This window comes from Vibrio navarrensis (genome assembly GCF_015767675.1).
In the GTDB taxonomy this organism is placed as follows: Bacteria; Pseudomonadota; Gammaproteobacteria; order Enterobacterales; family Vibrionaceae; genus Vibrio.
Genome location: NZ_CP065218.1, coordinates 741,052 through 765,911, shown reverse-complemented (window position 1 = coordinate 765,911; position 24,860 = coordinate 741,052). Strand labels below are relative to the sequence as shown.

Annotated in this window: 20 protein-coding genes; 11 read left to right on the top strand and 9 right to left on the bottom strand. The window is 49.9% G+C overall.

The window, feature by feature from the left end:
- The first annotated feature begins 21 nt into the window (after positions 1-21).
- Positions 22-1,515 (top strand): sodium/proline symporter PutP, encoded by a 1,494-nt coding sequence (gene putP, locus I3X05_RS20065; protein WP_193166725.1) that lies wholly within the window; start codon positions 22-24, stop codon positions 1,513-1,515.
- A 92-nt stretch (positions 1,516-1,607) separates the two neighbouring features.
- Here the strand turns inward: putP and I3X05_RS20060 are convergent, their stop codons facing one another.
- Positions 1,608-1,772 carry a hypothetical protein gene (locus tag I3X05_RS20060; protein ID WP_171816749.1) on the bottom strand — a complete coding sequence of 55 codons (165 nt, stop codon included), beginning with the start codon at positions 1,770-1,772 and terminating at the stop codon, positions 1,608-1,610.
- A gap of 66 nt (positions 1,773-1,838) precedes the next feature.
- On the opposite strand from I3X05_RS20060, the gene I3X05_RS20055 reads away from it, so the two are divergent.
- The 7 genes from I3X05_RS20055 (at position 1,839) to sstT (ending at position 7,222) form a co-directional block, all read left to right on the top strand.
- Positions 1,839-2,087: a hypothetical protein gene (locus I3X05_RS20055; protein WP_193184833.1), complete on the top strand. Its 249-nt coding sequence runs from the start codon at positions 1,839-1,841 to the stop codon at positions 2,085-2,087.
- A gap of 175 nt (positions 2,088-2,262) precedes the next feature.
- Complete coding sequence (locus tag I3X05_RS20050; RefSeq protein WP_039426589.1) at positions 2,263-2,757, top strand: Lrp/AsnC family transcriptional regulator; 495 nt, start codon at positions 2,263-2,265, stop codon at positions 2,755-2,757.
- Between the two features lie 137 nt (positions 2,758-2,894).
- On the top strand, positions 2,895-3,323 hold the full coding sequence (locus tag I3X05_RS20045) for a hypothetical protein (RefSeq protein ID WP_337971210.1): 429 nt from the start codon (positions 2,895-2,897) through the stop codon (positions 3,321-3,323).
- Positions 3,320-3,916, top strand: a complete 597-nt coding sequence (locus tag I3X05_RS20040) for an SCO family protein (protein ID WP_193166727.1) — start codon at positions 3,320-3,322, stop codon at positions 3,914-3,916. Before I3X05_RS20045 ends, I3X05_RS20040 begins: the two co-directional genes overlap by 4 nt.
- 1 nt (position 3,917) lies before the next feature.
- Positions 3,918-4,364 carry a copper chaperone PCu(A)C gene (locus tag I3X05_RS20035; protein WP_045571429.1) on the top strand — a complete coding sequence of 149 codons (447 nt, stop codon included), beginning with the start codon at positions 3,918-3,920 and terminating at the stop codon, positions 4,362-4,364.
- Between the two features lie 297 nt (positions 4,365-4,661).
- Positions 4,662-5,723, top strand: a complete 1,062-nt coding sequence (gene rsgA / locus I3X05_RS20030) for a ribosome small subunit-dependent GTPase A (protein ID WP_045571430.1) — start codon at positions 4,662-4,664, stop codon at positions 5,721-5,723.
- A gap of 278 nt (positions 5,724-6,001) precedes the next feature.
- Entirely contained in the window at positions 6,002-7,222 is a 1,221-nt protein-coding gene (gene sstT / locus I3X05_RS20025; RefSeq protein WP_045571431.1) for a serine/threonine transporter SstT, read from the top strand.
- A 117-nt stretch (positions 7,223-7,339) separates the two neighbouring features.
- On the opposite strand, the gene I3X05_RS20020 is transcribed toward sstT, so the two are convergent.
- Positions 7,340-8,341, bottom strand: coding sequence for an ISL3 family transposase (locus I3X05_RS20020; RefSeq protein WP_337971166.1), 1,002 nt, complete (start codon positions 8,339-8,341; stop codon positions 7,340-7,342).
- 400 nt (positions 8,342-8,741) lie between these two features.
- Between I3X05_RS20020 and fes the strand changes: the two genes are divergently transcribed.
- The 3 genes from fes (at position 8,742) to pulA (ending at position 16,361) form a co-directional block, all read left to right on the top strand.
- Positions 8,742-10,322, top strand: coding sequence for an enterochelin esterase (gene fes / locus I3X05_RS20015; RefSeq protein WP_052702536.1), 1,581 nt, complete (start codon positions 8,742-8,744; stop codon positions 10,320-10,322).
- 8 nt (positions 10,323-10,330) lie between these two features.
- On the top strand, positions 10,331-12,283 hold the full coding sequence (locus I3X05_RS20010; protein WP_337971209.1) for a TonB-dependent receptor plug domain-containing protein: 1,953 nt from the start codon (positions 10,331-10,333) through the stop codon (positions 12,281-12,283).
- Positions 12,284-12,752: 469 nt separating this feature from the next.
- Entirely contained in the window at positions 12,753-16,361 is a 3,609-nt protein-coding gene (gene pulA, locus I3X05_RS20005) for a pullulanase-type alpha-1,6-glucosidase (protein ID WP_193166729.1), read from the top strand.
- 113 nt (positions 16,362-16,474) lie between these two features.
- Here pulA and I3X05_RS20000 read toward each other — a convergent pair whose 3' ends face one another.
- From I3X05_RS20000 to I3X05_RS19970, 7 genes are all read right to left on the bottom strand, one after another.
- The gene (locus tag I3X05_RS20000) at positions 16,475-17,401 is read right to left on the bottom strand and encodes a DUF368 domain-containing protein (RefSeq protein WP_193166730.1); all 927 of its coding nucleotides are present in this window, start codon (positions 17,399-17,401) and stop codon (positions 16,475-16,477) included.
- 469 nt (positions 17,402-17,870) lie between these two features.
- Complete coding sequence (locus tag I3X05_RS19995; protein ID WP_045570024.1) at positions 17,871-18,683, bottom strand: TrmB family transcriptional regulator; 813 nt, start codon at positions 18,681-18,683, stop codon at positions 17,871-17,873.
- A 53-nt stretch (positions 18,684-18,736) separates the two neighbouring features.
- Positions 18,737-19,627, bottom strand: coding sequence for an ROK family protein (locus I3X05_RS19990; RefSeq protein WP_045570023.1), 891 nt, complete (start codon positions 19,625-19,627; stop codon positions 18,737-18,739).
- Complete coding sequence (locus I3X05_RS19985; protein ID WP_193166732.1) at positions 19,624-21,417, bottom strand: glycoside hydrolase family 13 protein; 1,794 nt, start codon at positions 21,415-21,417, stop codon at positions 19,624-19,626. Before I3X05_RS19985 ends, I3X05_RS19990 begins: the two co-directional genes overlap by 4 nt.
- Before the next feature lie 15 nt (positions 21,418-21,432).
- Positions 21,433-22,266, bottom strand: a complete 834-nt coding sequence (locus I3X05_RS19980) for a sugar ABC transporter permease (protein WP_045570021.1) — start codon at positions 22,264-22,266, stop codon at positions 21,433-21,435.
- 2 nt (positions 22,267-22,268) lie between these two features.
- Positions 22,269-23,552 (bottom strand): carbohydrate ABC transporter permease, encoded by a 1,284-nt coding sequence (locus I3X05_RS19975; RefSeq protein ID WP_045570020.1) that lies wholly within the window; start codon positions 23,550-23,552, stop codon positions 22,269-22,271.
- Between the two features lie 2 nt (positions 23,553-23,554).
- Entirely contained in the window at positions 23,555-24,784 is a 1,230-nt protein-coding gene (locus I3X05_RS19970) for a maltose ABC transporter substrate-binding protein (RefSeq protein ID WP_045570034.1), read from the bottom strand.
- Between the last annotated feature and the right edge of the window lie 76 nt (positions 24,785-24,860).

Sequence of the window (24,860 nt, the reverse complement as noted above, 5' to 3'; positions counted from 1 at the left end):
TATTCTAATGAGGACTATCTAATGATAGAGAATAGCTTTGCTATTACGGGCACGTTTGTTGCCTATTTAATTCTTATGGTCGCTATAGGGATTTACGCTTATAAAAAGACGTCTAGTTCGAGTGACTATTTCTTGGGAGGGCGCAGCCTTGGGCCGTGGCCAGCAGCACTGTCGGCGGGTGCGTCAGACATGAGTGGTTGGTTGCTGCTTGGTTTACCGGGTTATGCATATGCGGCGGGTATCGAGTCTCTATGGCTCGCGGGTGGCCTGCTTGTCGGTACTTGGGCGAACTGGCTGGTTAATGCCAAACGTCTGCGTACATACAGTATTCAAACAGACGCTCTCACTTTGCCTGAATTCTTATCTCGTCGTTTTGATGATAAATCAAAACTGATTCAGACAATCTCTGCGTTCTTCATTCTTCTGTTCTTCCTCTTCTACACCAGCTCTGGCTTGGTCGCAGGGGGCAAACTGTTTGAAACGGTATTTGGTTTAGACTACAGCATCGCGGTGATTGTCGGCACTGTGTGTGTCGTATCGTACACCTTATTTGGTGGCTTCCTCGCGGTATCGTGGACTGACTTAGTGCAAGGCCTACTGATGGCTGCGGCGCTGATGATCGTTCCAGTGGCGGTGATGGAAGGCGGTTTTGGCCAGTTGGCGAGCGACATGCACAACATCAACCCTGAGCTGTTAACCCTTTGGCATGACGTAAAAGGGGAACCGCTCTCTGCGATTGCCATTATTTCACTGGTTGCGTGGGGCCTAGGTTATTTCGGTCAGCCACACATTCTGGCGCGCTTTAAAGCCACACGTTCAAACCGTGAACTGGTCACGGCACGTCGTATCGCTGTGGGTTGGACTGCGCTTTCGATGGGCGGCGCGATTCTGGTTGGCCTTGTGGGTTTGGTGTGGGTCAATGGCCACCCAGGCACTGAACTGGCCGATGGCGAGAAAATCTTCATGTTGCTGGTCAATACCGTGTTCCATCCAGTGATTGCGGGCATCTTGCTGGCAGCCATTCTGGCGGCCGTCATGAGTACGGCGGACTCGCAGCTGTTGGTTTCTTCTTCAGCCTTAGCGGAAGATTTCTACAAACAAGTCTTCAAGCCAAACGCCTCTTCTGAAGAGATCGTCATGGTTGGCCGAATCGGTGTGATCGTTATTTCGGTGGTGGCGCTGTTCTTGGCGATGACGCCAGACAGCTCTGTATTGGGTCTGGTGTCCTATGCGTGGGCAGGCTTTGGTGCGGCCTTTGGCCCTGCGGTGGTGCTCAGCCTGTATTGGCAAGGGATGAACCGCAATGGCGCGTTGGCGGGGATTGTTTTAGGCGGCGTGACGATCGTGGTGTGGAAACAGCTTTCTGGTGGCTGGTTCGATGTGTACGAAATTGTCCCTGGCATTATTCTTTCGACTGCGGCGATTGTAATTGTCAGCAAACTGACCGGCGGCCCTGCGAAGAATGTGGTTGATCAGCACAAACAGTTCGAACAGAAACTGGTTGAGCTAGACTAAGCCCCCGCTCGATTTACATTGTAAATAGTCAGACCCCGCTCAGTTCGCTGTGCGGGGTTTTTTCTTGTTGAAAGAAAATGACTAAATTGTCGCTATTCTGTCATGCGCTTAACACAAGCAATACGTTGAACGTTATACTCGCTACGTGACAAAGTGAGAGCTGACGAACATAGTTTGCCGATACGCTTCTCACTTTCGATAAAATCAACAATAAATTTTGAATCTGTACCACAAAAATTAAAAGTATCTTTTTTCATGTGGGAAATTTTTGCACAGAATAGGTCACTTTCATTAACTAGTGGTCAGACATCGGAGGAAAGGTCATGCCGGAAATTTACTGCTCAGCTTGTAAAAAGACAACCGCGCACAAGGTTATCATGTGTCGTTGTGAGTCACAGCCAGTAGAAAGTTTTACCGGAAGGATCTTGAGCTTTACTCAATTGATGGCCAAATTCGTCTCGGGTGAGCACTACTACGAGATGGAGCCGCAGCATTTTTGTCGCTACTGCAACCAGAAAAACGTCGCGCCAGTGAAGAAGAGCCCAGCGCCCTCCGTTGTGCAACACATTTAAATTCGTACCGATACTTTGTCACTTACTCGCCTGAGCCTCTCCGCTTGGGCTTTTTGCGTGGATTGTTTTTAATCGGCATGTGCAACCGTGGCGCCGACGGTTGCTGATCAAAGCGCTTGGCGATTACACTGACAAAAAAGAGAAAAACTGACAAAAAAGAAAAAAGGACTTAAAGATGCCAGGTTACCAACTCGATCGCATCGACTTACACATATTGCGGATACTGCATCTGAAGGGGCGTCTGCCCGTGGTGGAGCTGGCGAAAATAGTCAATCTCACCACCTCACCTTGTTCTGAGCGGGTTAAACGCCTAGAAAAAGAGGGCTACATCAAAGGCTACCATGCTGAGCTCAATGCGGAAAAGTTAGGGCTGGATGTGCAAGTGTTTATTCATATTCGCCTCGATCAAACCAGTTTTTCTATTTTCGACAAATTTGCCAAAGCGGTGGCGGATATGCCGGAAATCGAAGAGTGTTATTCCCTCTCGGGTGACTTCGACACCATGATTAAGGTGCGAGTGAAAAGTATGAAGGCCTATCAGGAGTTTATGTCGAGTAAACTAGGCACCTTGCCGGGAGTGATTCAAACTCGCAGCGAAGTGGTGATTGAAGAGCATAAAACGGGTTTTGGCGTTAATCCTGAGCTGCTTTCGACCCTATATCAAAAATAGCCTTTCCTGCTCTGCCTCATACACACCTTTTCGACCAAGAAAAGTGGAGGCAGTGACGCACAATTTTCACTGCTTAAACAGTGCCTTGAGCGGTTTTGTGTTAGGATGCGAGCACGGTTTATCTTCCCGGAATGCCAATGAACAACTTTCTCAAATTCGTCGCACTGATGCTGGCTCTGGCTGGTGGCTATTTTGCCCAAGATGTTGCCAGCTATTTCTCTACTGAGCATAGAAGCGTCGATCTCGCCGATTATTGCCTATTGTCCACTGAGCTTTGTCAGCAGCAGCAAGCGTCCATGACGCTAAGCGTTGACACGCTGCAACCGCTTGCCGCGGCCACGCTCACCGTTGATTGGCCGCAGAGCAGTGCCAAACAACTGGTACTGAGCTTGACGGGGGTGGAAATGGAGATGGGCAATCCAAAATACATTTTGCAGCAAGTTTCTCCCGGCCACTATGTGGGCGAGTTAGTGCTGCCTGTGTGTACGTCAGACTCAATGACCTGGGCGGGGGAACTGAGTGACGGACAACATACCCTTTACCCCGCGATGAGGATGCAACGATGAGTAGAAATTGGTCACTAATTTTAGTGGTGGCTTTTGTATTAGGTTTTGGCGTAAAAAGCTATTTTGATCAGCAGCAGAAAGTTGCCCCTAAGCCCGCACAAAGTGCCGAGCAGCCGATTTTGTTTGGCGAAAACGAGCAGCCAGTCGATATTTTTGACCAGAATGATCCACGCATTCGCATCGCTTATTTTGGTTTCACTCGCTGTCCGGATGTTTGTCCAACCTCGCTTGCGATGCTCGCTGGCGCGCTCAATCAACTGGATGATGCCACCAAAGCCAAGTTGCGCCCGCTGTTTATCTCTCTCGACCCTGAGCGAGATGGTGCCAAGGCTTCCGCTGAGTACGCCCACTACTTCCACCCCATGATTGAGGGTCTGTCTGCGCCACTCGATATCACCAAATCGCTGGCTAATCGCTATGGAGTTATTTTTCGTAAAACCGAGCTGAAAGATTCACAACTCAAGTACACCCTAGACCATAGCTCCTATTTTTATTTTTTGAAGCCTGACGGCACCTTGATCACCAAAGTGCCGCACACCTTAACGCCTGCACCGGTTGTGGATGCAATTAAAACCACTACACAAGGACAATAAAATGAAACTGAAAGCTTTGATGATTGGCGCACTGCTGCTTAGCCCGCTCGCACACGCCAGTGATGTTATGTTCCACCATCCTTATGCGCGCGCCATGGCACCGGGGGCGGTCAACAGCGCAGTGTTTGTCGAACTGGTTAACAATAGCGCGCAAGCGCAAACCATTGTTGCGGCTAGCACTCCGGCGGCGGGAAAAGTGGAACTGCATGATGTGATCAAACAAGGCGATGTGATGCAGATGCGCCAGATTGAAGGCATTGAGGTTCCTGCCAATGGCAAGACGGAACTTAAACCGGGCAGTTTGCACATCATGCTGTTTGATCTTGCACAGCCACTGAAAGAGGGCAGTGAGATAGAAGTGACCGTCACGTTCGCCACTGGTGAGAAACAAACCTTCACCGCACCAGTGAAAAAAGTGATGGCAGGCATGAAGCACGCCAATCATTAATGTGATATAAATCACACAAAGGAGTGGCAACAGTCGCTCCTTTTTCTTTTGTGCGCCTATACTGCCACTGTCTAAAACACACTGGAGGAATTCTGATGATTGTCACTAACCAACTTCAAAGGGCATTGTTGGGTTAACGGAAAGTCCGTTCACAAACCTTTTTATCGCAACGAGCGACTTCTCCCCATCCCTTCTTGTTTGCCCGGTAAAACCGGGGTCATTCTATCGTAACGAACGAATTACACCCTGAATCCTAATGATTTAGTCAGGTGCTTTTGTGCACCGGGAAGATTCGCAATGAACAAAACAAGTAATCCACTTCAGCCAGCAACACTTGCTCAACTTGGCTGGAAACCTTTTTTTCAACAACAACTGACACTGGACGACTACGACGACACGCTGATTTGCCGTGTGCTTGCTCATCATCGTAGCGGGTATCAACTGGCTTGTGAGCAGGGCAGTTTTCATTTAGCTATTCATCATGCGCAGCCCAAAATGACCGTTGGCGATTGGCTGTTGGTCGATACGCAACATCAGTTCAAACGGTTGCTGGAACGCCAGAGTGAATTGAGCCGTAAAGCGGCGGGCAGCAAAGTTGAGGAGCAATTGATTGCGGCCAATGTCGATACGCTGTTTATCGTCTGCTCGCTCAATGATGATTTCAACCTCAGCCGCATTGAGCGTTACCTTAGCGTCGCCAAGGAAGCACACATTGAGCCGGTGGTGGTGCTCACCAAAGCAGATCTTTGTGTTGATGCCGAAGCGCGTATCCAACAAGTGAAGCAGTTAAGCGCGACTTTGCTGGTTGAAGCGGTCAACGCACTCGACAGCCATAGTGTTGACGTGTTAAGACCGTGGTGCACGACGGGCCGCACTGTGGCGTTTCTCGGCTCATCCGGGGTCGGAAAATCAACCTTGACCAACTCGCTACTGGGTGATGAAACGCAACAAACGGGCGGGATTCGTGAAGACGACAGCAAAGGTCGACACACCACCACAGCGCGTTCGGTGCATCTGATAGCCGGTGGCGGCATCATTATTGATACGCCCGGAATGCGTGAGCTGCAACTGGCTGATTGCGGTGAAGGGGTCAGTGAGACCTTTGCCGAAATTGAAAGTTTGGCAGAGCGCTGCCGTTTTAGTGATTGTCGACACCAGCAAGAGCCGGGGTGTGCGGTACAAAAAGCGATAGAAAATGGCACATTAGAGCTAAGACGCTATCAAAACTACCTCAAACTGCAAAAAGAGCAGGCTTACAATGCGTCAACCTTCGCTGAGCAAAGGAATCGATTGAAGCAAATAGGAAAAATGCATCGTAACGTACTCAGCGATAAGAAAAAATTAAAAGCGCCTTATTGAGTTAACTGACAACGCATCCTCTTATAGCCAAAGTGGTTAGCAAAACTACTTTGGCTATTATTTTATTCTTCTTTCTCTTGCTTATAACATCTTTACAACACTTTTAACCACCCATCACAACTTTGCACAAACAATCAGCCCAGAAATAAACTAAAACTAGACACAAAATATTCCCTCGTTACTATAGGTACCATTCAGCACAACTATGCTGAATTTCGCTTAGTTCTATAAAATGAATAATCAAACCACCATAATTCTGATAAATGCAGGAATGATGTATGCAACATAACAGTCTTATAGCGCGATTTGCCCGTGGCAACCTCGTGCTACAGATCCTAGTCGGTATCGTCCTTGGGATCTCACTTGCCGTCGTCTCACCAAGCTCAGCCGAAAGTGTAGGCTTGCTCGGGAGCTTATTCGTCGGTGCGTTGAAAGCGATCGCCCCAATTTTGGTCTTTATCCTTGTCGCCGCTTCCATCGCCAATCAAAAGAAAAATCAACATACCCATATGCGCCCAATCGTGGTGATGTACCTGGCGGGAACCTTCTTTGCTGCTCTGATAGCCGTTGTCTTGAGCTTCATGTTTCCAACGACACTGACCCTAGTGACGGGTGCGGAAGGGGCGAACCCGCCGCAAGGTATTCTGGAAGTAATTAAAACCCTGCTGTTCAAGCTGGTGGATAACCCAGTTAACGCGCTAACTAATGCCAACTATATTGGTATCTTGGCTTGGGGTGTGGGCCTTGGTTTGGCACTGCATCATGCCTCAGCGACCACCAAAGCGGTGTTTGAAGATCTCAGCCACAGCGTTTCACACATTGTGCGTTTCATCATCCGTTTGGCGCCGTTCGGTATTTTCGGCCTCGTTGCGTCTACTTTCGCGACTACGGGCTTTGACGCGTTGGCCGGTTACGCACACCTGTTAGTGGTACTGCTGAGCGCGATGGCGATCATTGCACTGGTGGTTAACCCAGCGATGGTTTACGTAAAAACCAAACAAAACCCATACCCGTTAGTGTTCCAGTGTCTGCGTGAAAGTGGCGTAACGGCTTTCTTTACCCGTTCTAGTGCGGCTAACATTCCAGTCAACATGGCTTTGTGTGAAAAGCTAAAACTGGATGAAGACACCTACTCGGTATCGATTCCACTAGGTGCGACCATCAACATGGCCGGTGCTGCTATTACCATCACAACACTGACTCTGGCTGCGGTACACACCATGGGTATTGAAGTGGATCTGATGACCGCAATCCTGCTCAGCGTTGTGGCGGCGGTGTCGGCGTGTGGCGCATCTGGTGTTGCGGGGGGATCGCTGCTTTTGATCCCGCTGGCGTGTGGCCTGTTCGGGATTTCCAACGACATTGCAATGCAAGTGGTCGCGGTCGGCTTTATCATCGGTGTTATCCAAGATTCAGCGGAAACGGCGCTCAACAGCTCAACTGACGTGATCTTTACGGCCGCAGTATGTGAATCAGAAGCACAAAAAGCTCAGCGTTAATCTGCGCAGAATGATATGAGCGGCGCTTGATGCCACTTTGCTCAAACCTTTTCATCCCCGAGCCATGCTTGGGGATTTTTTTGCGTCGTCTTTAGTACTTTGTATCCCTATAGCGGTTCATCCGGAAAATCGATACTTCGCCTCATGACTGGCTTTGATTTTTAACTCAAAAAATTCCCAATCACGATACCCATAGGCGACTTTGTTCAGCGTCTTTATTCGGTTGTTCACACCCTCTACTCGACCACTATTCATCCTTTCATCATAAAATGCCAATATCCCATCCTTATGCTTCCTCAGGGTCTTAGTAAACTTCTCTAGCATCACAATGCCTGAGTGGTTCGCTTCATCTATCCAGCTTTCTAGCCATCTCTCACCCTCTATCTTTGATGGCTGCGACCACAGCATTCTTAACTTCTCTTTTAAATAATAAACCACCGCTAAGGGCTGATTGGCTGCGAGTGCTCGCTCCAATCTCGCTTGGCCTTGCTCATCTAACCTATCGGGATTACTTACCAATAACCAACGAGTATTCTTAAGGTATTGAGCGTCATTTTTGTTACTCATCGAATTTTGTAGTTCACGCCTGAACTCTGTCAGCTTTTCATTAAAACGCTTCACCACGTGGAAACGGTCAATGACCAACTTCGCCTTCGGGGCGTGCTGTTTTACCGAAGAGATGTATGCCTGTCCCATATCGGTGGCGACGGCTTCAATCGGCTTTTTACAACGCAGCTTCCGTTTCCAAAAACCGTCAAGGCTTTCGGCCTTCTTTCCTTTCTCTGTATAAATGACGGCACTTGTCTTCATATCAATCACAACCGTCATGAAGCCACTTTTTGAGCCACAGTAAATCTCATCAATTCCAATGTGAGTGACGTTTTTAAGACAAGGTTGAGAGTATCGCTTTTGCAGGTAATGCTTCTGAATATCTTTCACTGTATCCCAACAGACACCACATAGCTTGGCAATGGCATTGATGGTGACGTTCAATGCTGACAGCGAGAGAACATACTGTTCAAAGCCCTTTGTGTAACGCACTTTGGGACGAGGAACAAAGTTAAGCGGCAAATACCCGAGTGTATTACAAGCTCGGCATTCAATCCGCTGGTTTGCTATCTGGATGTAACAGGGGCTAGTGCCGATTGGCGTAGCGATGAAACGGCGAACCTTACCTCCTTTTTTTTATGACATCACGACTACGACATGATGGACATTTAATATGAGGATTGTGTGCTACGTGAAAGATGGTCGCGTCACCATCAAACTCTGTAGAGCAATAATGGAAAGGGCCGCGTATTCCAAAGCGATGGTAAAGAAGTGAAGTTGACATTAACTGGCTATTTTTGGCGATATGGTATCAGAAAAGCCATTCAGGTATCGATTTTCCGGATGAACCCCTATAGCAGAGTCGCGAATAAAACCAATCGAAAACATCACTTTACCTAATGAACCAAATCAGTATAATGCGCCAAAATACAAATGATAATTGTTATTATTTGCATCAAGGAGAGTCGTTGTGTTGTCCCCGGTATTTCTGCTAGCGCTTTCAGCCACGTCACCTTTGCCCCAAACTTGGCAGCAAGAGTTTGACATCGAGCAAACCACGCACCAGCCTGTGCTCACTGAGTCGCAAACCTATTTTCGCGGCACACTCACCAGTGATGCGCCACTACAGTCTGCCTCGATTGTCGATCAGCAAGGCCAAGTGGTGAAACAACTGCTCAGCGCTGGGCAGAAAGAAGCAGAGATCTTCTGGCTGGCGGATAAGGCAGGGCGCTATCAGATAGAGATCCAGCCGTTTGCGCAGCAAAATGCTCACATTTCGCTTAATTTGAACAAGTTGGCCCTAAAGTCTGATCAACGTGTATTACCACAACATCCGTTGCTCAGCTCGTTGCTTCAGAAGACGCACGATGCGATTGTGGCCAGCAACGCCGATGCTGAGTCGCGCTTCTGGCAGCGAATAGAACAAGCAGGGACACCCCTGATCGAGCCGATTGATGATGAGCAAATGCTCCTCACATTTCTTTGGCGCGGTGAAGCAGACAACGTTCGTTTGCTCGGCAGCCCGTACGATGGCCATGTGCACTTAGCCCGTTTAGCCAATAGCACTATCTGGTACAAAAGCTATGTGGTGCCAGCACAAACCCGCCTTTCTTATCGTTTAGCGCCCAATGTGCCACAAATTGTGAGTGACGAATCTCAAGATGCGTGGCGCGAGCAGCGCCGCGCGGTGCTTGCAACAGCAGGGCCCGATCCTCTTAATCACAACGCGCCTTTTGCGCAAGACGATACGCTGTTTTCTACTGCTTCCACCGTGACGTTACCGAAAGCGCTGAGCGATGAGATAACCCGGCCACAGGGCAACCTAACTGGCCAAGTGACGACGTTTAGCTACGACAGTGCGATGCTGAATAATCGCCGCACCATCCACCTCTATCAACCCCACGCCCGCTATGCGGTGACGCCAGCCTCACCGCTGCTTATTTTGTTCGATGGGGATGCTTATCTGGGGCGCGCCTCTGTACCGACCATGTTGGACAACTTAATTGCGCAGAAAAAAATACCGCCACTGCGAGCGGTGTTTATCAATAACCCGCTTCCCAGCTTACGTGCTCAAGAGCTGACTCCCAACGATCGCTTTGCCGATTTCATGGCCAACGAGTTCAAGCCGTGGTTGTGTCAGGTGCATGGCATTTGCCCCAAGGCGGAAGAGACCATTCTTTCAGGCTCAAGCTTCGGTGGCTTGGCCTCAATGGCGATTGCTTTTCGCCGCCCCGATGCCTTTGGCAAAGTGCTCAGTCAATCAGGTTCGTTTTGGTGGGGAGAAAGCCCGCACAGCAGCGAGTGGTTGACGCAGCAGTTCGCGCTTAGCGAGCGCAAAGATATCGACATTTACATGAACGCGGGCGTGTTCGAAGTCAGCCCGGATTCGGCAAACATACTGAAAACCAACCAAAAGCTGCACAAAGTGCTGAAAGAGAAAGGTTACTCCGTGGTCTTTGAACAGGTAGCCGGTGGCCATGACTACTTCAGTTGGCGCGTCATGTTGGCACAAGGTTTAGCCCAGTTTTTTAACCAGGATAAAAAGGAATGAAAAAGAGAATGAAAAAATCAGCACTCAGTTACGCAATTACGTTGGCGGTTTTCTCCCTCCCTGTTTTGGCGGATACAACGCATAGTTCTGACGTGGATGTTATGGTGGTGACCGCGACCACCAACCAAACCTCGTTGCGCGAAGCGCCAGCGACCATTAGCGTGATCACCAGTGAGGATCTCAACCGCAAGCCAGTGAATGATGTGGCCAGCGCACTCGAAAGTGTCCCCGGTGTGCATGTGGTGCGCAGTTCTGGTAGCGAGCCGAATATCATTATTCGTGGTTTGAAGAACAACAATACCGCACGGGACAACTTTACCTTGTTGCTGGTCAATGGCCGTCGTATCAATTCCAGTGAGACGATGGTACGCGGTGCCGGTTTTGATTTCTCCAGCATTCCGATTAGCGCCATTGATCGCATTGAAGTGATCCGCGGGCCGATGTCGTCGCTTTATGGCAGTGATGCGCTCGGCGGAGTAGTGAACGTTATCCTCAAACAGCCAACGGAAGAGACGCGTGTTAACGCCAGCCTCTCTTATTCGCACCCCGAAGAGGGGGATGGCGCTATGACCAAAGGCAACGTTTGGGTCAGTGGTAGCGCACGACCTGACAAACTGCTTTACTCTGTGGCAGCAGAAGTGAGCCAGCAAGATGCTTGGTTCCCTGACGATGTGCATGCTGGGAATAACTTCTCCGGCAACGCAGAGCAGGAACGTAAAGGTATCCAAGCGGCATTGACTTGGCTTGTAAATGAAAATAACAAAATCCTATGGGACATCAGCTATCTGGAAGATAAGCGTACCTATCCCGACACCGATAGAAACAGTTCGTCGGATGATGACATCACCAACGGTAAAAAGTACACCACCTCGTTGGGCCATCAAGGAGAGTGGAGTTGGGGTAATGACAACATCAACTATTTGTACGAAAACTCGAAAATCCATGATGACAACACGCACCCTCTGTTAGAGGTTGCCAATGCGAAACAGCAAAACCACTCACTGGATGCTAAGTTTGGCATCACGGCCATCGATGGACAATTGATTACCACTGGCTTTGATGTTCTTTACACCTCAATCGACATCGACCGAGATTACAATGACAGCCAATCGCTGACGCAAAGTGCGCTGTTCTTGCAAGATCAGATCACTTTGAGTGATACCTTGTCAGCAACGCTGAGTGGCCGCTTAACCCACAACAACAATTTTGGCAGTGATTTCACCCCAAGAGCGTACTTGGTGTATACCCCAAGCGATCGTTTGACCCTCAAAGGGGGCTATGCGGAAGGTTTTAAAACGCCTTCTATTTACCAATCATCGAAAGATTTCACTCTGGTCAGTTGTGGCGGTGCTTGCTACCTGACGGGCAATCCCGACCTCAAGCCGGAGAGCTCAAAAACTGTTGAGTTCACCTCTAGTTACCGTGGTGATAGCTGGTTTGTTCAGGGCACTGTGTTTGCAAACCAGATTGAAAATATGATTGACCGAGACACCTCAACACGTGCGACAGGCTTTATTACCTACCAGAACATTGAAGACGATGTTGAGTCGAAAGGTTTAGAGCTGGAAGGCGATCTGGATATCAGCGATACCCTCTATCTCAACGCGAATGCCACATACACCAAAACCGAAGTGAAAGCGACGGGGTTGGATTTGGAAAACGTACCGTCATGGTTGGCGAGCGTTACGCTGAACTGGGACGCAAGCACGGATCTCACTCTGTTTGCTTCAGCTAACTACACGGGGAAACAGTTGGGCTACAGTTATAGCCTCGGTGAGAACATCTGGTTTGACCCGTATGTGATCGCCAACCTTGGTGCCAGCTATCGCATCAACCATGATTGGACGGTAAAAGCAGGCATCACCAACTTCCTAGACAAAAATCTTCAAGCGGAAAGCCAAGATTATCAAGAAAGTGAGATTGGCCGCTCTTACTACATCACCGTCGATATGGCGCTGTAATCACAAGCCTTAGCCTTCCCCAGACACTGGTTTGGGGAGGGCTTGATAACCTGTGCCGTTCTTCCTCAAGAAACTCCTCTTTTACTCTCCGCTTTTCTCTTTATCTGGTTTGTTTTTCATTTGGGTGCGGAATGCGCTTTTTCCTTGAGTAACAGGAAAGGTTATTTTTATACAGAAATTAACATCAATGAAATATGTGATTTAACCCGCACTGGGTGAGAGTGGCGAAATTTCATGCAGAATGGCATCCTCCGTACCTAGCTCACAAAAGCGCCTTTTCCTCCCCCTTTCTACGCCCTAAAAATGTGCAGTATTTCACGACCTCTCCTTCTACTTTTCGTGATCCCGATAGCCGCATTGCATTAATTATTAACGACAAAAATCTTTACTGAGTTTTCTCACATTTTGCTGGCAAACGAAATCCTTAGCATAACTGGGCTTTTTATAATTACGCATATGGATATAGAACGTGAACATACAACCTTTTAATTTATCAATGGTGGCGAAAGCCATCTTACCTCTGTTGGCCACATCGATCGTTGCTGGCTGTAACTCTTCAAACAGCGACAGCAGCACCCCGCAACAACCTGAACCCAGCAAAACGGCGCGTGTTTACTATAAAGCGAATAGCGCAGTGGCAGCGGCCGATACCTCTGCTTACGACAAAGCTTCGCTGTATGTATGGAACAATGACAACTGCAATAGCTACGCCGAAACCGATCCCAATGCCAACGACTGGGGAACAGGCATAGCGCCAAAAGGGGTAGACGATAAGCTCGGTGCTTACTGGGATCTCGACGTCCGTGAAGATGCGACTCAGTGTATCAACTTTATTCCGCGCATTGATGGCAACAAACCGTTGGGCGACTTCGATGCCAAGCTCGATCTGACGCAAACAGGCAAAAGCAACGCGGTGTTTACCCAAGAAGGCGTCAAGGCGGTTTATCCTGAGCTGATCCCGACCTCGGACATTCCTGCAAACACGGCGCGCGTTTACATGAACACGCCAGATGGCGACCAAAGTGCGTTCCGCTTGCATGTGTGGAATGACGACACGTGTAAAAACTATGGCTCAACCAATACCAGTTGGCCTGGCATTGAGCCGACGGGCGTGAGTGAGGTGTATGGCCCGTATTGGGACTTGCCTGTCACCGGTACCGACAGCTGTCTCAATATCATTCCAAACAACAAATCGAATGGCGATTACCAAACCGCGAACTTGAAGTTTGAGTTTGATAAAACCACGGTGATTGGCAATGTGGCGTTTGTTTTCAAAGGCACCGATAAGGTTTACTACACCGCTTTGGCGCAAAAACCAGTGGCACAAGTGGAACTGGCGGGCGCGAGCGCGATTTTTGCCGATGATAAAGTCATCCTAGTCAATGCCAAAGACGCAACCAGCGTCACGCTCTACTATTCACAAAGCGGCGAACTCGCGTTTGACAGCGCGACTAAAAAAGTCACTGGCGCCACCAAACAGGTGACGTCGAGCAAAGTGGCAAGCGGCGATTGGGCCAGCGCTAAACCCCATTTGAAAAATGATTTTATCGGTTTTGAGATGGACTTTAGCGGCGAAGGTCTCGCGCTGAAAGATCTGTTGAAAGGTCAGCTAATGGTGGTGGCTAGCGACGCGACAGGCGTTATCAAGGCGACCGAAGTGCAGCCAGCCAGCGCACTGGACGCATTATACGCGGATAGCGCGACCAAGCTAAGCTATGGCGCGATCATCAACCAAGACAGCAGCACCACGTTCCGTTTGTGGGCACCGACCGCGCAAAGCGTCAAACTGATCCCTTACAGCGCAGATAAACAGGCACAAAGCGCAATTGCAATGAGCTTTGACGCCAGTAGCGGTGCTTGGGTAGCAGAAAACACAGCGTTAAAACACGGTGATTTCTACCGCTACGAAGTGACGGTTTACCACCCTGCAACCGACGAAGTGGAAACCTATCAAGTGACCGACCCGTATTCATTGAGCTTGTCGATGAACTCGGAATACAGCCAAGTGGTGGATCTGGAAAATGCCGAGCTGAAACCGTCGGGTTGGGATGCGCTTGCCGCGCCGCACGCGCAAGATAACCCAGCCAGCTTTGTCTTGTACGAAGCGCACATTCGTGATTTCTCTGCGCTAGACAGTTCAACCATTGAAGCGAACCGTGGCAAATACAAAGCCTTTACTCAAAGTGGTAGCGCGCCTGTTGAGCATTTGAAGAATCTGGCGAAATCGGGTGTTACTCATTTGCATCTGTTGCCTACCTTTGACATCGCGACCATCAACGAAGATCCAAGCAAAGTGGCCGATATCAACGCTAAGTTCGCCAAATTGTGTGAACTCGACGCTAGCGTGAAAGATGACAAAGACTTTGGCGGCTACTGCGCCGGAGATGAAACCATCGCCGCGGTGTTTGACACTCTGTCAAAGGCCGACAGCAAAGACAATGCGGTGGTTCAGCGCCTCAACAGCCATGTTCGTAATGTTGACTCATTCAACTGGGGTTACGATCCATACCACTACACGGTGCCAGAAGGCTCTTACTCCTCTGACGCCGAGGGCATGACGCGCATCAAAGAGTTCCGTGAGATGGTGATGGCGGTGAAACAGGATGTCGGTATGAACGTCGTGATGGATGTGGTGTACAACCACACCAACGAATCGGGCGTCTCTTCCAAGTCGGTTCTCGATCGCATTGTGCCTTGGTATTACCAGCGCTTGAACGAATTCTCTGGCGCGGTGGAGCAATCCACCTGCTGCTCAAACACCGCTCCTGAGAACAAAATGTTCGGCAAATTGATCGACGATTCGATCGCCACTTGGGTGAAAGAGTACAAGATTGATGCCTTCCGCTGGGATTTGATGGGACATCACCCACTGGCGCAAATGCAGCAAACCCTCGCGGCGGCGCAAGCGGTCGATCCACACGTTTACTTCTACGGTGAAGGGTGGAACTTTGGTGAAGTAGGCAATGATCGCATGTTCAAGCAAGCGACACAGCCGAACTTAGGCGGCACGGGCATCGGCTCTTTCTCTGACCGTCTGCGCGACGCCGTTCGCGGTGGAGGCCCATTTGATGGTGAAGCGACCCTGCGTTCGAACCAAGGTTTTGGTAACGGTATTTACGTACAAGTGAATGACAAAAATACTCAAACCGCAGAGCTGAAGAAAACCGCGCTGCACTTGGCGGATCTCACTCGCCTTGGTATGGCGGGCAACCTGAAAGAATTCCCATTTACCGACAGCACAGGCAAAGCGATTACAGGTGGTGAGCTGGACTACAACGGCCAACCGGCTGGTTATGCGCAAGATGCGTGGGAAATTCAAAACTACGTCTCTAAGCATGACAACCAAACATTGTGGGACAACAACCAGTACAAGATTGCGTACGACGTGACGTCTGCTGATCGTACTCGCATGCAGGCGGTCAGCCTGTCAACGGCGGTGCTGGGACAGGGGATTCCGTTTATCCACATGGGCAGTGAGCTGCTTCGTTCTAAATCGATGCAGCGCGACTCGTACGATTCGGGTGACTGGTACAACCGTGTTGATTTCACCAAACAAGACAACAACTGGAATGTTGGCTTGCCACGTGAAGATAAAGATGGCAGCAACTGGGGCATCATTAGCGATGTCATCACAGGTTCGAGTGATCGCGCCATGCCAACCGCAACAGACATCGGCAACATGGACAAGTTCTTCAATGAACTGGCGGCGCTGCGTGCATCCTCTGGCTTGTTGACCTTAGGCAAAGGCAGCGAAATCATCAAACGAGTTAAGTTCCACAACACTGGCGCGGATCAAACCCCGGGTCTGATTGTGATGAGCGTGGATAACAGCGGTGAGCTGTACGACGCGAAAGTGGATGCAACTCGTGATGGCTTAGTGGTGGTGGTGAACGCTTCACCAAGCGCATTGAGCAGCTTCGCTCACTTTGATGCGACAGGTTACAGCCTGCATGCCATTCAAGCTGCCGCTGGCAATGATTCTTTGGCGAAAAACCAAGATCAAGTGGCGTCAGTGACCGAGGGCAAACTCTCTGTGCCTGCGTGGTCTGTGGCGGTGTTTGAGAAGCTGCGTAACTAACGCTTCACTCATTCTATCGGCCTAAAAACAAACCCCACCAAAATCGGTGGGGTTTGTCTATTCAAACAGGGCAACTTCTGACTTTGACATAGCGCCAAAGCGTGCGCGAAATGTTAATGCGTTTTTTGATTGGCTTCGGCAAACTTCTCCAGCCCCAGTACCAAGACAAACGCCAGCAAGGCCATGATGATGGCCAAGCCTAACTGCGAAGGTTGCGAGGTCAGACTTTCAAACTCGAATGGAGAGAGATTATGTTGCACCAGAGGCACTTGCTCACCTTTGGAGTTGAGGCGCCAACTGATGGTCTCTTTCCATGGCCAAATTTTCGGTAGTGTGCCGATCATCAATCCGGTGAGAAACATCAAGGTGAAATCGCGAAAGCGGCGTAACAGCCAAGAGAGCACATGAGAAAACGTCAGCAAGCCCGCGACACATCCGGCGAGAAACAGTCCGAGAATATCAAGCTGCACGTTTTTGACCGCGCCGAGCACAGGCGCGTACATGCCGATCAGCAGCAAAATAAAGCTGCCAGAAATGCCCGGTAAGATCATTGCGCAGATGGCAATCGCGCCTGCTAACAGGACATTGAGCGACGTCGGTTCAAGATGCAGTGGTTTGAGCACCGTGATGCTGTAGGCGAAAACGATGCCGAATAATAGCAGAGCAAAACGCGTCACATCTTTGCGTTCAACTTGTCTGAGAATGTGGTACACGGAAACGAGGATCAGGCCAAAAAAGAACGACCAAATCGGGATCGGGTGATTGGCCAGCATCCAAGTAATTAGCTTAGCCAGCGTGGCGATACTGGTGAGTACGCCGCCGAACAGCGCAATGAGGAAAAAACCGTTGATGTGCTGAAAAGCGGCTGTAAAGCCTTGGGCTTTCCATAAACGAAAAATGCTCGGGTTAATGCGGCGAATACTTTCAAGTAGGGTGTCGTAAATACCAGTGATAAAAGCGATGGTACCCCCAGAAACGCCCGGGACCACATCGGCGGCGCCCATGGCCAGCCCTTTGAGAAACGTGGATAAATAATTCATGGCTCATAAACCGTCAGAAAACAGAGTGGAGGAGTATAACCAGATTCAGGGCAAAAAAGTATGCAATCACTTTGAATCGCGCCGCCGCGATCTTCCGGTGCTGAGAAAGTAATGGCGATTGGGTAAGTAATCATCACCTTGATATAAATATGGCTATTTGCGCGCGCTTTTGCATTTTGCAACTGCAAAATGCAATAGAGATCCAGTCAATGAGAATAATATGAGATATTTAGCGAAAAAATAAAGCTTTTAATCTTGGCATGAATCATGCATAATCTCTTTCGACCCTTATTAAGCCGAGGGTCACCTAGCCAACTGACGTTGTTAGTGGATATATATTGTTCACACCATACATAAGCCAATCGCACCTTTTTGCGGTTGGCTCTTTTTTTATCTGCGTTTTGGTTTGGACGCTTTTTGACCTATTCGCCATTGACGGAACATCCGTTTCCCGCCGCACTTTTCTTGCCTAGGCTTTGCTTTGTGCTTTTAAGGTTAAGCGATCATCCACCACCATATTGTTTTCGAGCTCGTGCACGGTGGCAATACGACAGCGTTTTTCCGGCGCTAGCTTTTCATACTCAGTGAGATAGATATCACTGTGGATGTGTTCGGCCATCATTTTGACCATCAAACGGTTGTTGGAAAATAGCCCCTGCGTCTCCTCGCGATGTGAAAACATCATCGCTTGTTTCATGTCCACCACCAGCATAAAGCGGTGTGAAGGATAACGCTGCTCTGGGCTGTCGGATCGCGAATAGTGCTCGACTTTCGGATGCGGCAAGGTTAAGCGATTGAAAGAGAAAACAATGACGCGTACTCCACGTTCAATCGCGTGGCAGATCTCATCGGCGAGTAGGTCGAGATGAAAATCGGTATTGAGATAGACTTCGATCTGCGCCAGGTTCAGCATCTCGCGCGCTTTTTGCAGCAGGTTTTCAAAACCAGAGACGTTATAGATAAACTCTTTCTCTTCCTGAAGCATCATGCGTGAGAGCTCTTTTTTCAGGATCTGAATGTTTTCTATGGTTTTTTTCTCAATCTGGCTAAAAATCAAATCGGGCGATTTGGCCTCGTACTCTTTGGTCTCACCATCGGACATAAAGATGCAGCCATTTTTGTACAAGTTATCAATCGATGAATAGACAGATGAGCGAGAGAGCGAAATCTCTTTGGCAATTTTATAACCGCTGGCGCGGCCATTTTTGAGTAAATTGATATAAACCAAGGCATCGGTCTTGGTAAAGCCAAAGTCCATCAGTTTTGTTACCAGCTCGGTCACGGGGGTTCCTCGGTAATGATTCACGCGAATTTTCCTGTCAAGGTTACCACTCCTCATGCAGTGAATGTAGAAGGTTGTGCACAATTTACGGTGCACATCGAGACGGCGCCCTCGGCAAAACGATACTCATCGTTGTGCAGACATAAAATTTCCGGTAGGGCGTCAAATTGGCAGTAGCGGCTTAAAGTGCTTTTGAGCGTTAAGGCGAGATCAGGGTGCAGGATCAAGCTGCCACTTAAGACCAGCAGCTTAGGTTGGAAGCGAAACACCGCATCGGAGAGCGATCTGGCAAGCTGATCGACCCAGATACGATAGATGCGCGTTGACCAAGCGTGGTTGTCATCAACACCAAAGACGATGTCGCGCGCGGTGCGATGTTGCAAAGAGAGCTGATGATATTGGCGCTCAATCCCCTTGCGTGACAAGTACTGACGAATGCACTCATCACTGCCGCAGTTGCACAGCGGTGTCAGCCCGTCAATTAAGCTTTGATACCCTTTGAGCGGTTTGTGCGCCCAACCTAAATCGAGCACGTGGCGATACGGTTCGCGTCGGCAAAGCTGATCGGTAACGTACAGCTCGCAGCCGTCATCCAATACCGCGCTTAAAACGTTGCCTTGCGGCAGGTTTGGGATTTGCGCTAAGGCGATCACCGCCGGATTAAACAACTGGCAGGGCACCGAGAGGTGCGTTGTCAGCCAATCGGTCAATACCTCTTTGCCATTGGAGAGTGCGCCTTGCCAGCAATCGGGCATGAGATTGATACCGACCAGTGTCAGTGGGCCGAACATGCGCTGCATGCTCAGCGCCATGCTAGTGATGACTTCAGCGGTTTGCTGCGCGCTGAGTGGCGTTTTGAGCTGATTGCGATAACGGGGCTGCCCATCGTTATCGATGAGCACCCCCCAGATCCATTCTGAATCGACAGAAAGACCCAGCTTCATAGCACTTCCGCAGTGGTGAGATCACGCAGTTCAAAGCCAAACGCGGGCAAAGCAAGCTCAGTGCCGTTGATAAGACAGCGCGCTTCACTGTCGCTGTTGTTGAGGGCCACTTGCAGTGCGCCTTTGCGAAAAGCCACCACGTGTGGATGATCCACCTCGATCCACTCTAAGTAAGGCAGGTTGCACTCCGGGTAGGCTTGGCGAAGTCGAATCAGCTTTTGCATAAAGGCTTTGAATTCGAGATCTTGCTGCTGCTCATCCCAAATCATGCATTTGCGGTTTAGCTCTAGGCCCATGCCTTTTTGCCCGTCCATGCCCACTTCGCCGCCGTAGTAGATACACGGAGAGCCCACTTGGGTGAACATAAACAGATACGCCAGTTTCGCTTTGCGCTTGTCGTTGCCACACAGGCTCAACAGGCGCGTGGTGTCGTGGCTTTCCAGCAGATTAAACATCGCCTCATTGACGTTACGCGGGTAAGCAAGGTAAGAGCGCGTGACCGCATTGATGAAGCTGGTTTTGTCGTCGTTGCCAAGGGCAAAGAAGTCAGTGATTGCCTGTGTCAGCGGATAGTTCATCAGCGAGTCGTATTGATCGCCGCGCAGCCACGGCATGCCTTCGTGCCATATCTCGCCCAAAATGTAGCAATCGGGCTTGATGCCTTTGACCAAACGGCGGAAATCACGCCAGAACTCGTGGTCGACCTCGTTGGCTACGTCTAAACGCCAGCCGTCGATATCAAACTCTTGCACCCAATGGCGCGCCACATCCAACAGGTAGGCGCGGCACTCTGGGTTTTCGGTATTGAGTTTGGGCATTTCTGCCACATTGCCGAACGTTTCGTAATTGAGGTTGCTAAAGTCCCACTCCGATTTGGGCTTGTCTGGATAAACCGGAAATTGCTTGATCCAGAACCAATCGGCGTAGCGAGACTCAGCGCCTTTTTCCACCACATCCAACCACAGTGGGGATTGATGGCCGATGTGGTTGAATACCGCGTCTAACATCACCTTCATGCCACGACGGTGCGCTTCTTGAACCAAAGCACGGAATGCCTCGTTGCCGCCAAAATGCGGGTCGACATTGTAGTAATCGACCGTGTCGTATTTGTGGTTGGCATTGGCGGTGAAAATCGGGCAGAAATAGAGACCATTGACCCCGAGTTCTTGCAAGTAATCGAGTTTTTCAATCACGCCCCATAGATCGCCGCCCATGAAGTTGTCGCTGGTGGGCGTGCTGCCCCACGGCTGCACATTGGCAGGCGAGATCTCCGCACGGCCGTTGTAAAAACGTTCCGGGAAAATCTGATACCAGATGGTGCTGCGTACCCATTGTGGGGTTTTCAACACATCTTTGGGGTTGATGTAGGGAAAGCAGAAGAAATTGCTTAAGTTGCTCAGTTCGATTTCGGCTGTGCGCTCGTCTTGAATGTTCACACAACGTTTTTCGCCAAACAGCAGTTTCTCACCCGCTTTGCCATGCAAAATAAAGCCGTAGCGGGTGCGTTTTTTCGGTGGCACGAACGGGGCGAACCAGTGATCATGATGTTCGCTTTGTCCTTCCAACTGCATCGGCACTTCAGTCCCGCCTGTCCAGCCGTGCGCGTCGCTGCCGCCTAAATTTCCACCGTCTAGGCCGCCTTCGGCCCAGGTGTAGGGGTCGCCGATCCACAGTGTCACTCGGTCAACTTCGCCTTTGGCACTGCGAAAGCGAATGTGCAAAGTGTCGTTGTCGTAGGCGTAACTGTCCGCACTTTTCGCCAAGTGAGTTAATGAGCTTCTAGTAATCATAAAGGTTCCTGATATTTATTCTTTTACTGCGCCACTGACTAAGCCAGTTGTGATGTGTTTTTGAGTGGCGACAAACAGCAAGGTGATCGGTACGGCGACCAGTAGCGAGCCAGCGGCAAACAGGGTGAAGTTTTCCGCTGAGTTGGAGGTGATCCAACTGAAGATGCCGATGGCTAACGTCATCTTCTCTTCGCTGCGTAAAATCAGCGTCGGCAGGATGAAATCCATCCAAGGGCCGGTAAAAGAGACCAAGGCGACAAACACTAAGATCGGTTTGGCGAGTGGCAAAATGATCTCAAGGAAGATGGTCATGTGTCCGGCGCCGTCGATTTTCGCTGCTTCATCCAGCGAGGTAGGAATGGCGTCAAAGTAGCCTTTCACCAGCCAAGTCATAAAGGGCAGAGAGCCCGTCACGTAGACAAACAGCAAGCCGATGTAGGTATCAATCAAGCCCATTTTTGACAGCAGAATGTATATCGCCGTCATCGAGAGAAAGGCCGGAAACATCTGTAACACCAAAATGCTCATCAACACGTTACGTTTGCCCTGAAAGCGGTAGCGCGAGAAAACAAATGCCGTCATGGTGACAATCACCAAAGAGATCACCATATTGGCTGTCGCGAGCATAAAGGTGTTTTTGTACCACTCCAAATACGGGGTATCGGTAAACAGCGCTTTGTAATGGTCGAGGGTAAAAGCGAACTCGCCGAACGAGGAGCTGAACAGGTTGTTGCCCGGTTTAAACGAAGCCAGCACTGTCCACAGTACCGGGCCAAGCACCAGGATGGCGTTGACGGCGAGGAACAAATAGACGATTACGGTACCCAGTTTTTCTAATACACGACTCATAGTTACATCCCCACATCGTCTTTAAAGGATTTCATGCGGCGGAATTGCCAGATAGCAATCACCGACAGGAACAAGAAGATCACAATCGAAATCACCGAAGCGATTTGGTACTGCTGAAAGTCGAGCGTCAGTTTGTAAATCCAAGTGATCAAAATGTCGGTATGGCCAGCAAAACGGTATTCCGGATTGATTGGCCCGCCTTCGGTGAGCAAGAAAATCGCACCGAAGTTGTTGAAGTTATGGGCAAAGGTCATCACTAACGACGGTGCGACTTGATGCAACACCATCGGCAGGGTGATTTCACGAAATTGCTGGAACTTGCTGGCGCCGTCGACTTCACTCGCTTCATACAGATCGCGTGGAATATTGGTCAACGCGCCGGAAATCAGCAGCATAAAGTAGGGCGCGCCGACCCAAACACTCACCGCAATCACGGTCAGCTTGGCTAAATGTGGATCCGAGAGAAAAGCGACCGACTCAAAGCCCCAAGCATTGAGTGTGGCATTGACTGGGCCAATACCGTTGAGTAGCAGGCGGAACATCAGCAGCGTCACGAACGCAGGAATGGCATAGGGCAAAATAAACACAAAACGCCATAGTTTTTTCGCTTTGATGTTGCGATTTTCCAGCGCCAGCGCGAGGATAAAACCAAAACCACAAGTGCAAATGGTCGCGGCAATCGCCCAGATGACCGTCCAAGTGGCGACACCGACAAAGGTGCTCGACCAAATTCTCAGCTCAAACAGCGTCAGAAAGTTTTTAAAACCGACCCAATCGACCAGATTTTTCGGCGGAATATGGTGCGGCGCTGAGTAGTTGGTGAACGAGACCAACACGGTGATCGCAATCGGCATGATGATGAAAGCGATGCTGGCGATAAACGCCGGTGACAACACGATAAAGGCGAATTTGTCGTCGTAGATGGCTTTAAGTTGCTGGCGCACGCTCAAACGGCATGGCTGACACTCTTGCGCCTGACGAACGTTAACCACGTAGGCGGTAATCGCTAAGAAAAGAAACAGCAGGGCAATGACCCCTTCCACCAACATAAAGATGGAGTTGTCTCCTTGAATCACTTTAAACCCTTGGCGAGTTTGCGCCACGTCGCCCAGTGATACCAAGCCCTTGAGTGCGGCCGCTAAATCCGGCAAGTAGAGCAGAAACAGGCATTGGATGGCGAGGAAAACCCCGCCAGTAACCCAATGTTTGTGCGCCAGTTGTGTTGAGCCCATGATAATCCACGAGGCCGACACTTTCGGTGCTTTGATGGTTTGCGACAACAACATAACTACTCCTGAAACGCGATCTGCTCTTCAATGATCGCTTTAGCGTGATCAAGAACCTGTTTGGGCGTTTGATCGTTGACCCACATCGCAGTGATGGCACTGGCCATCGGCGACCACAGGTAGCCCATCTCCGGAATGGATGGCATTGCGTCTGAGTAGAAGCCTTGCGCGATGATCGCGTAGGTCGCTTCATCCGCATCGACAATGATTTTCTCCATCAGGCTCTGTACTGGTGGGATGGATTTGGTCATCTGATAGCGTTTCATCAGCATCTTCTCTGAAGAGAGGTAGTCGGCAAACAGCTGCGCTGCTTTCGGGTACTCACTGTACGAGGATACGACTGCCAGGCGTACGGTGGAAAAGGTACGCGGCTGCTTGCCTTCAAAGGTAGGAATTGGCACGACGCCGTAGTTGACGCCACTGTTGTCATAGCTTTGAATCGCCCACGGGCCATCGATGATCGCGGCGACTTTGCCCTCACCAAACAGGCCACGACGCACCTGTGGGTTACGCATGTCGACCGGGTTAGAGTTATTCGCCGCTTTAAGGGTTTTCATCGCGCTCATGCCCTGCTGCGCCAGTGGCGAGTTGATGCCGAGATCTTTGGCATCGGTGCCGCCTTTACCAAACTCGTAGGCACCGTACAGCGTTAAGAACATACGTGATTCATAGTAGTTCTGAATATCCCACAGCAGCGCGTATTTGTTCTCTTTGGCGTTATTAAACCCTTTACCAAAATCGATGATCTCTTCAAAGCTTTTTGGTGCCGTTGGCAGCAGATCTTTGTTGTAAAACAGCGCTAACGTGGCGTAGCTCACTGGGAAGCCATAGCTGGCGCCCGCGTATTTGGCCGCAGCGGTCGCGTTGGGTAAGAAGGTCGATTGAATGCGATCGGCAGAGACAAGGTTTTCCATCGCGCCACCCGCGACCACTAAACGGCCGAGCAGATCGTGTTCAATTTCGGCGATGTCGGCCACGCGAGCAGAACCACCATCCTGAATCATGCGTGACGCAGCATCAATCGGGGCTAAACCACGAAATGAAAACTTCACCTTGTAACCAAAATCTTGGTTAAACGACTCTGCCGCGTACTTCATGTAGTCCAGCGTGGTGGTGTCGGTCCAGATCAACAGATCTGACCCAGGTTCCGGCTGAATATCTTGAGCGTAAGTAACTGCGGGCAGACTAACGAACGTCGCGAGTAGCGCTGCTTTTATCCATGTCTTTTTCATCGTGATAGCTCTGTAGTAGTTCATAATATACTACTAGGTTAAATCCGCCTTCTTTTAAGTCAACTACTATCCATCG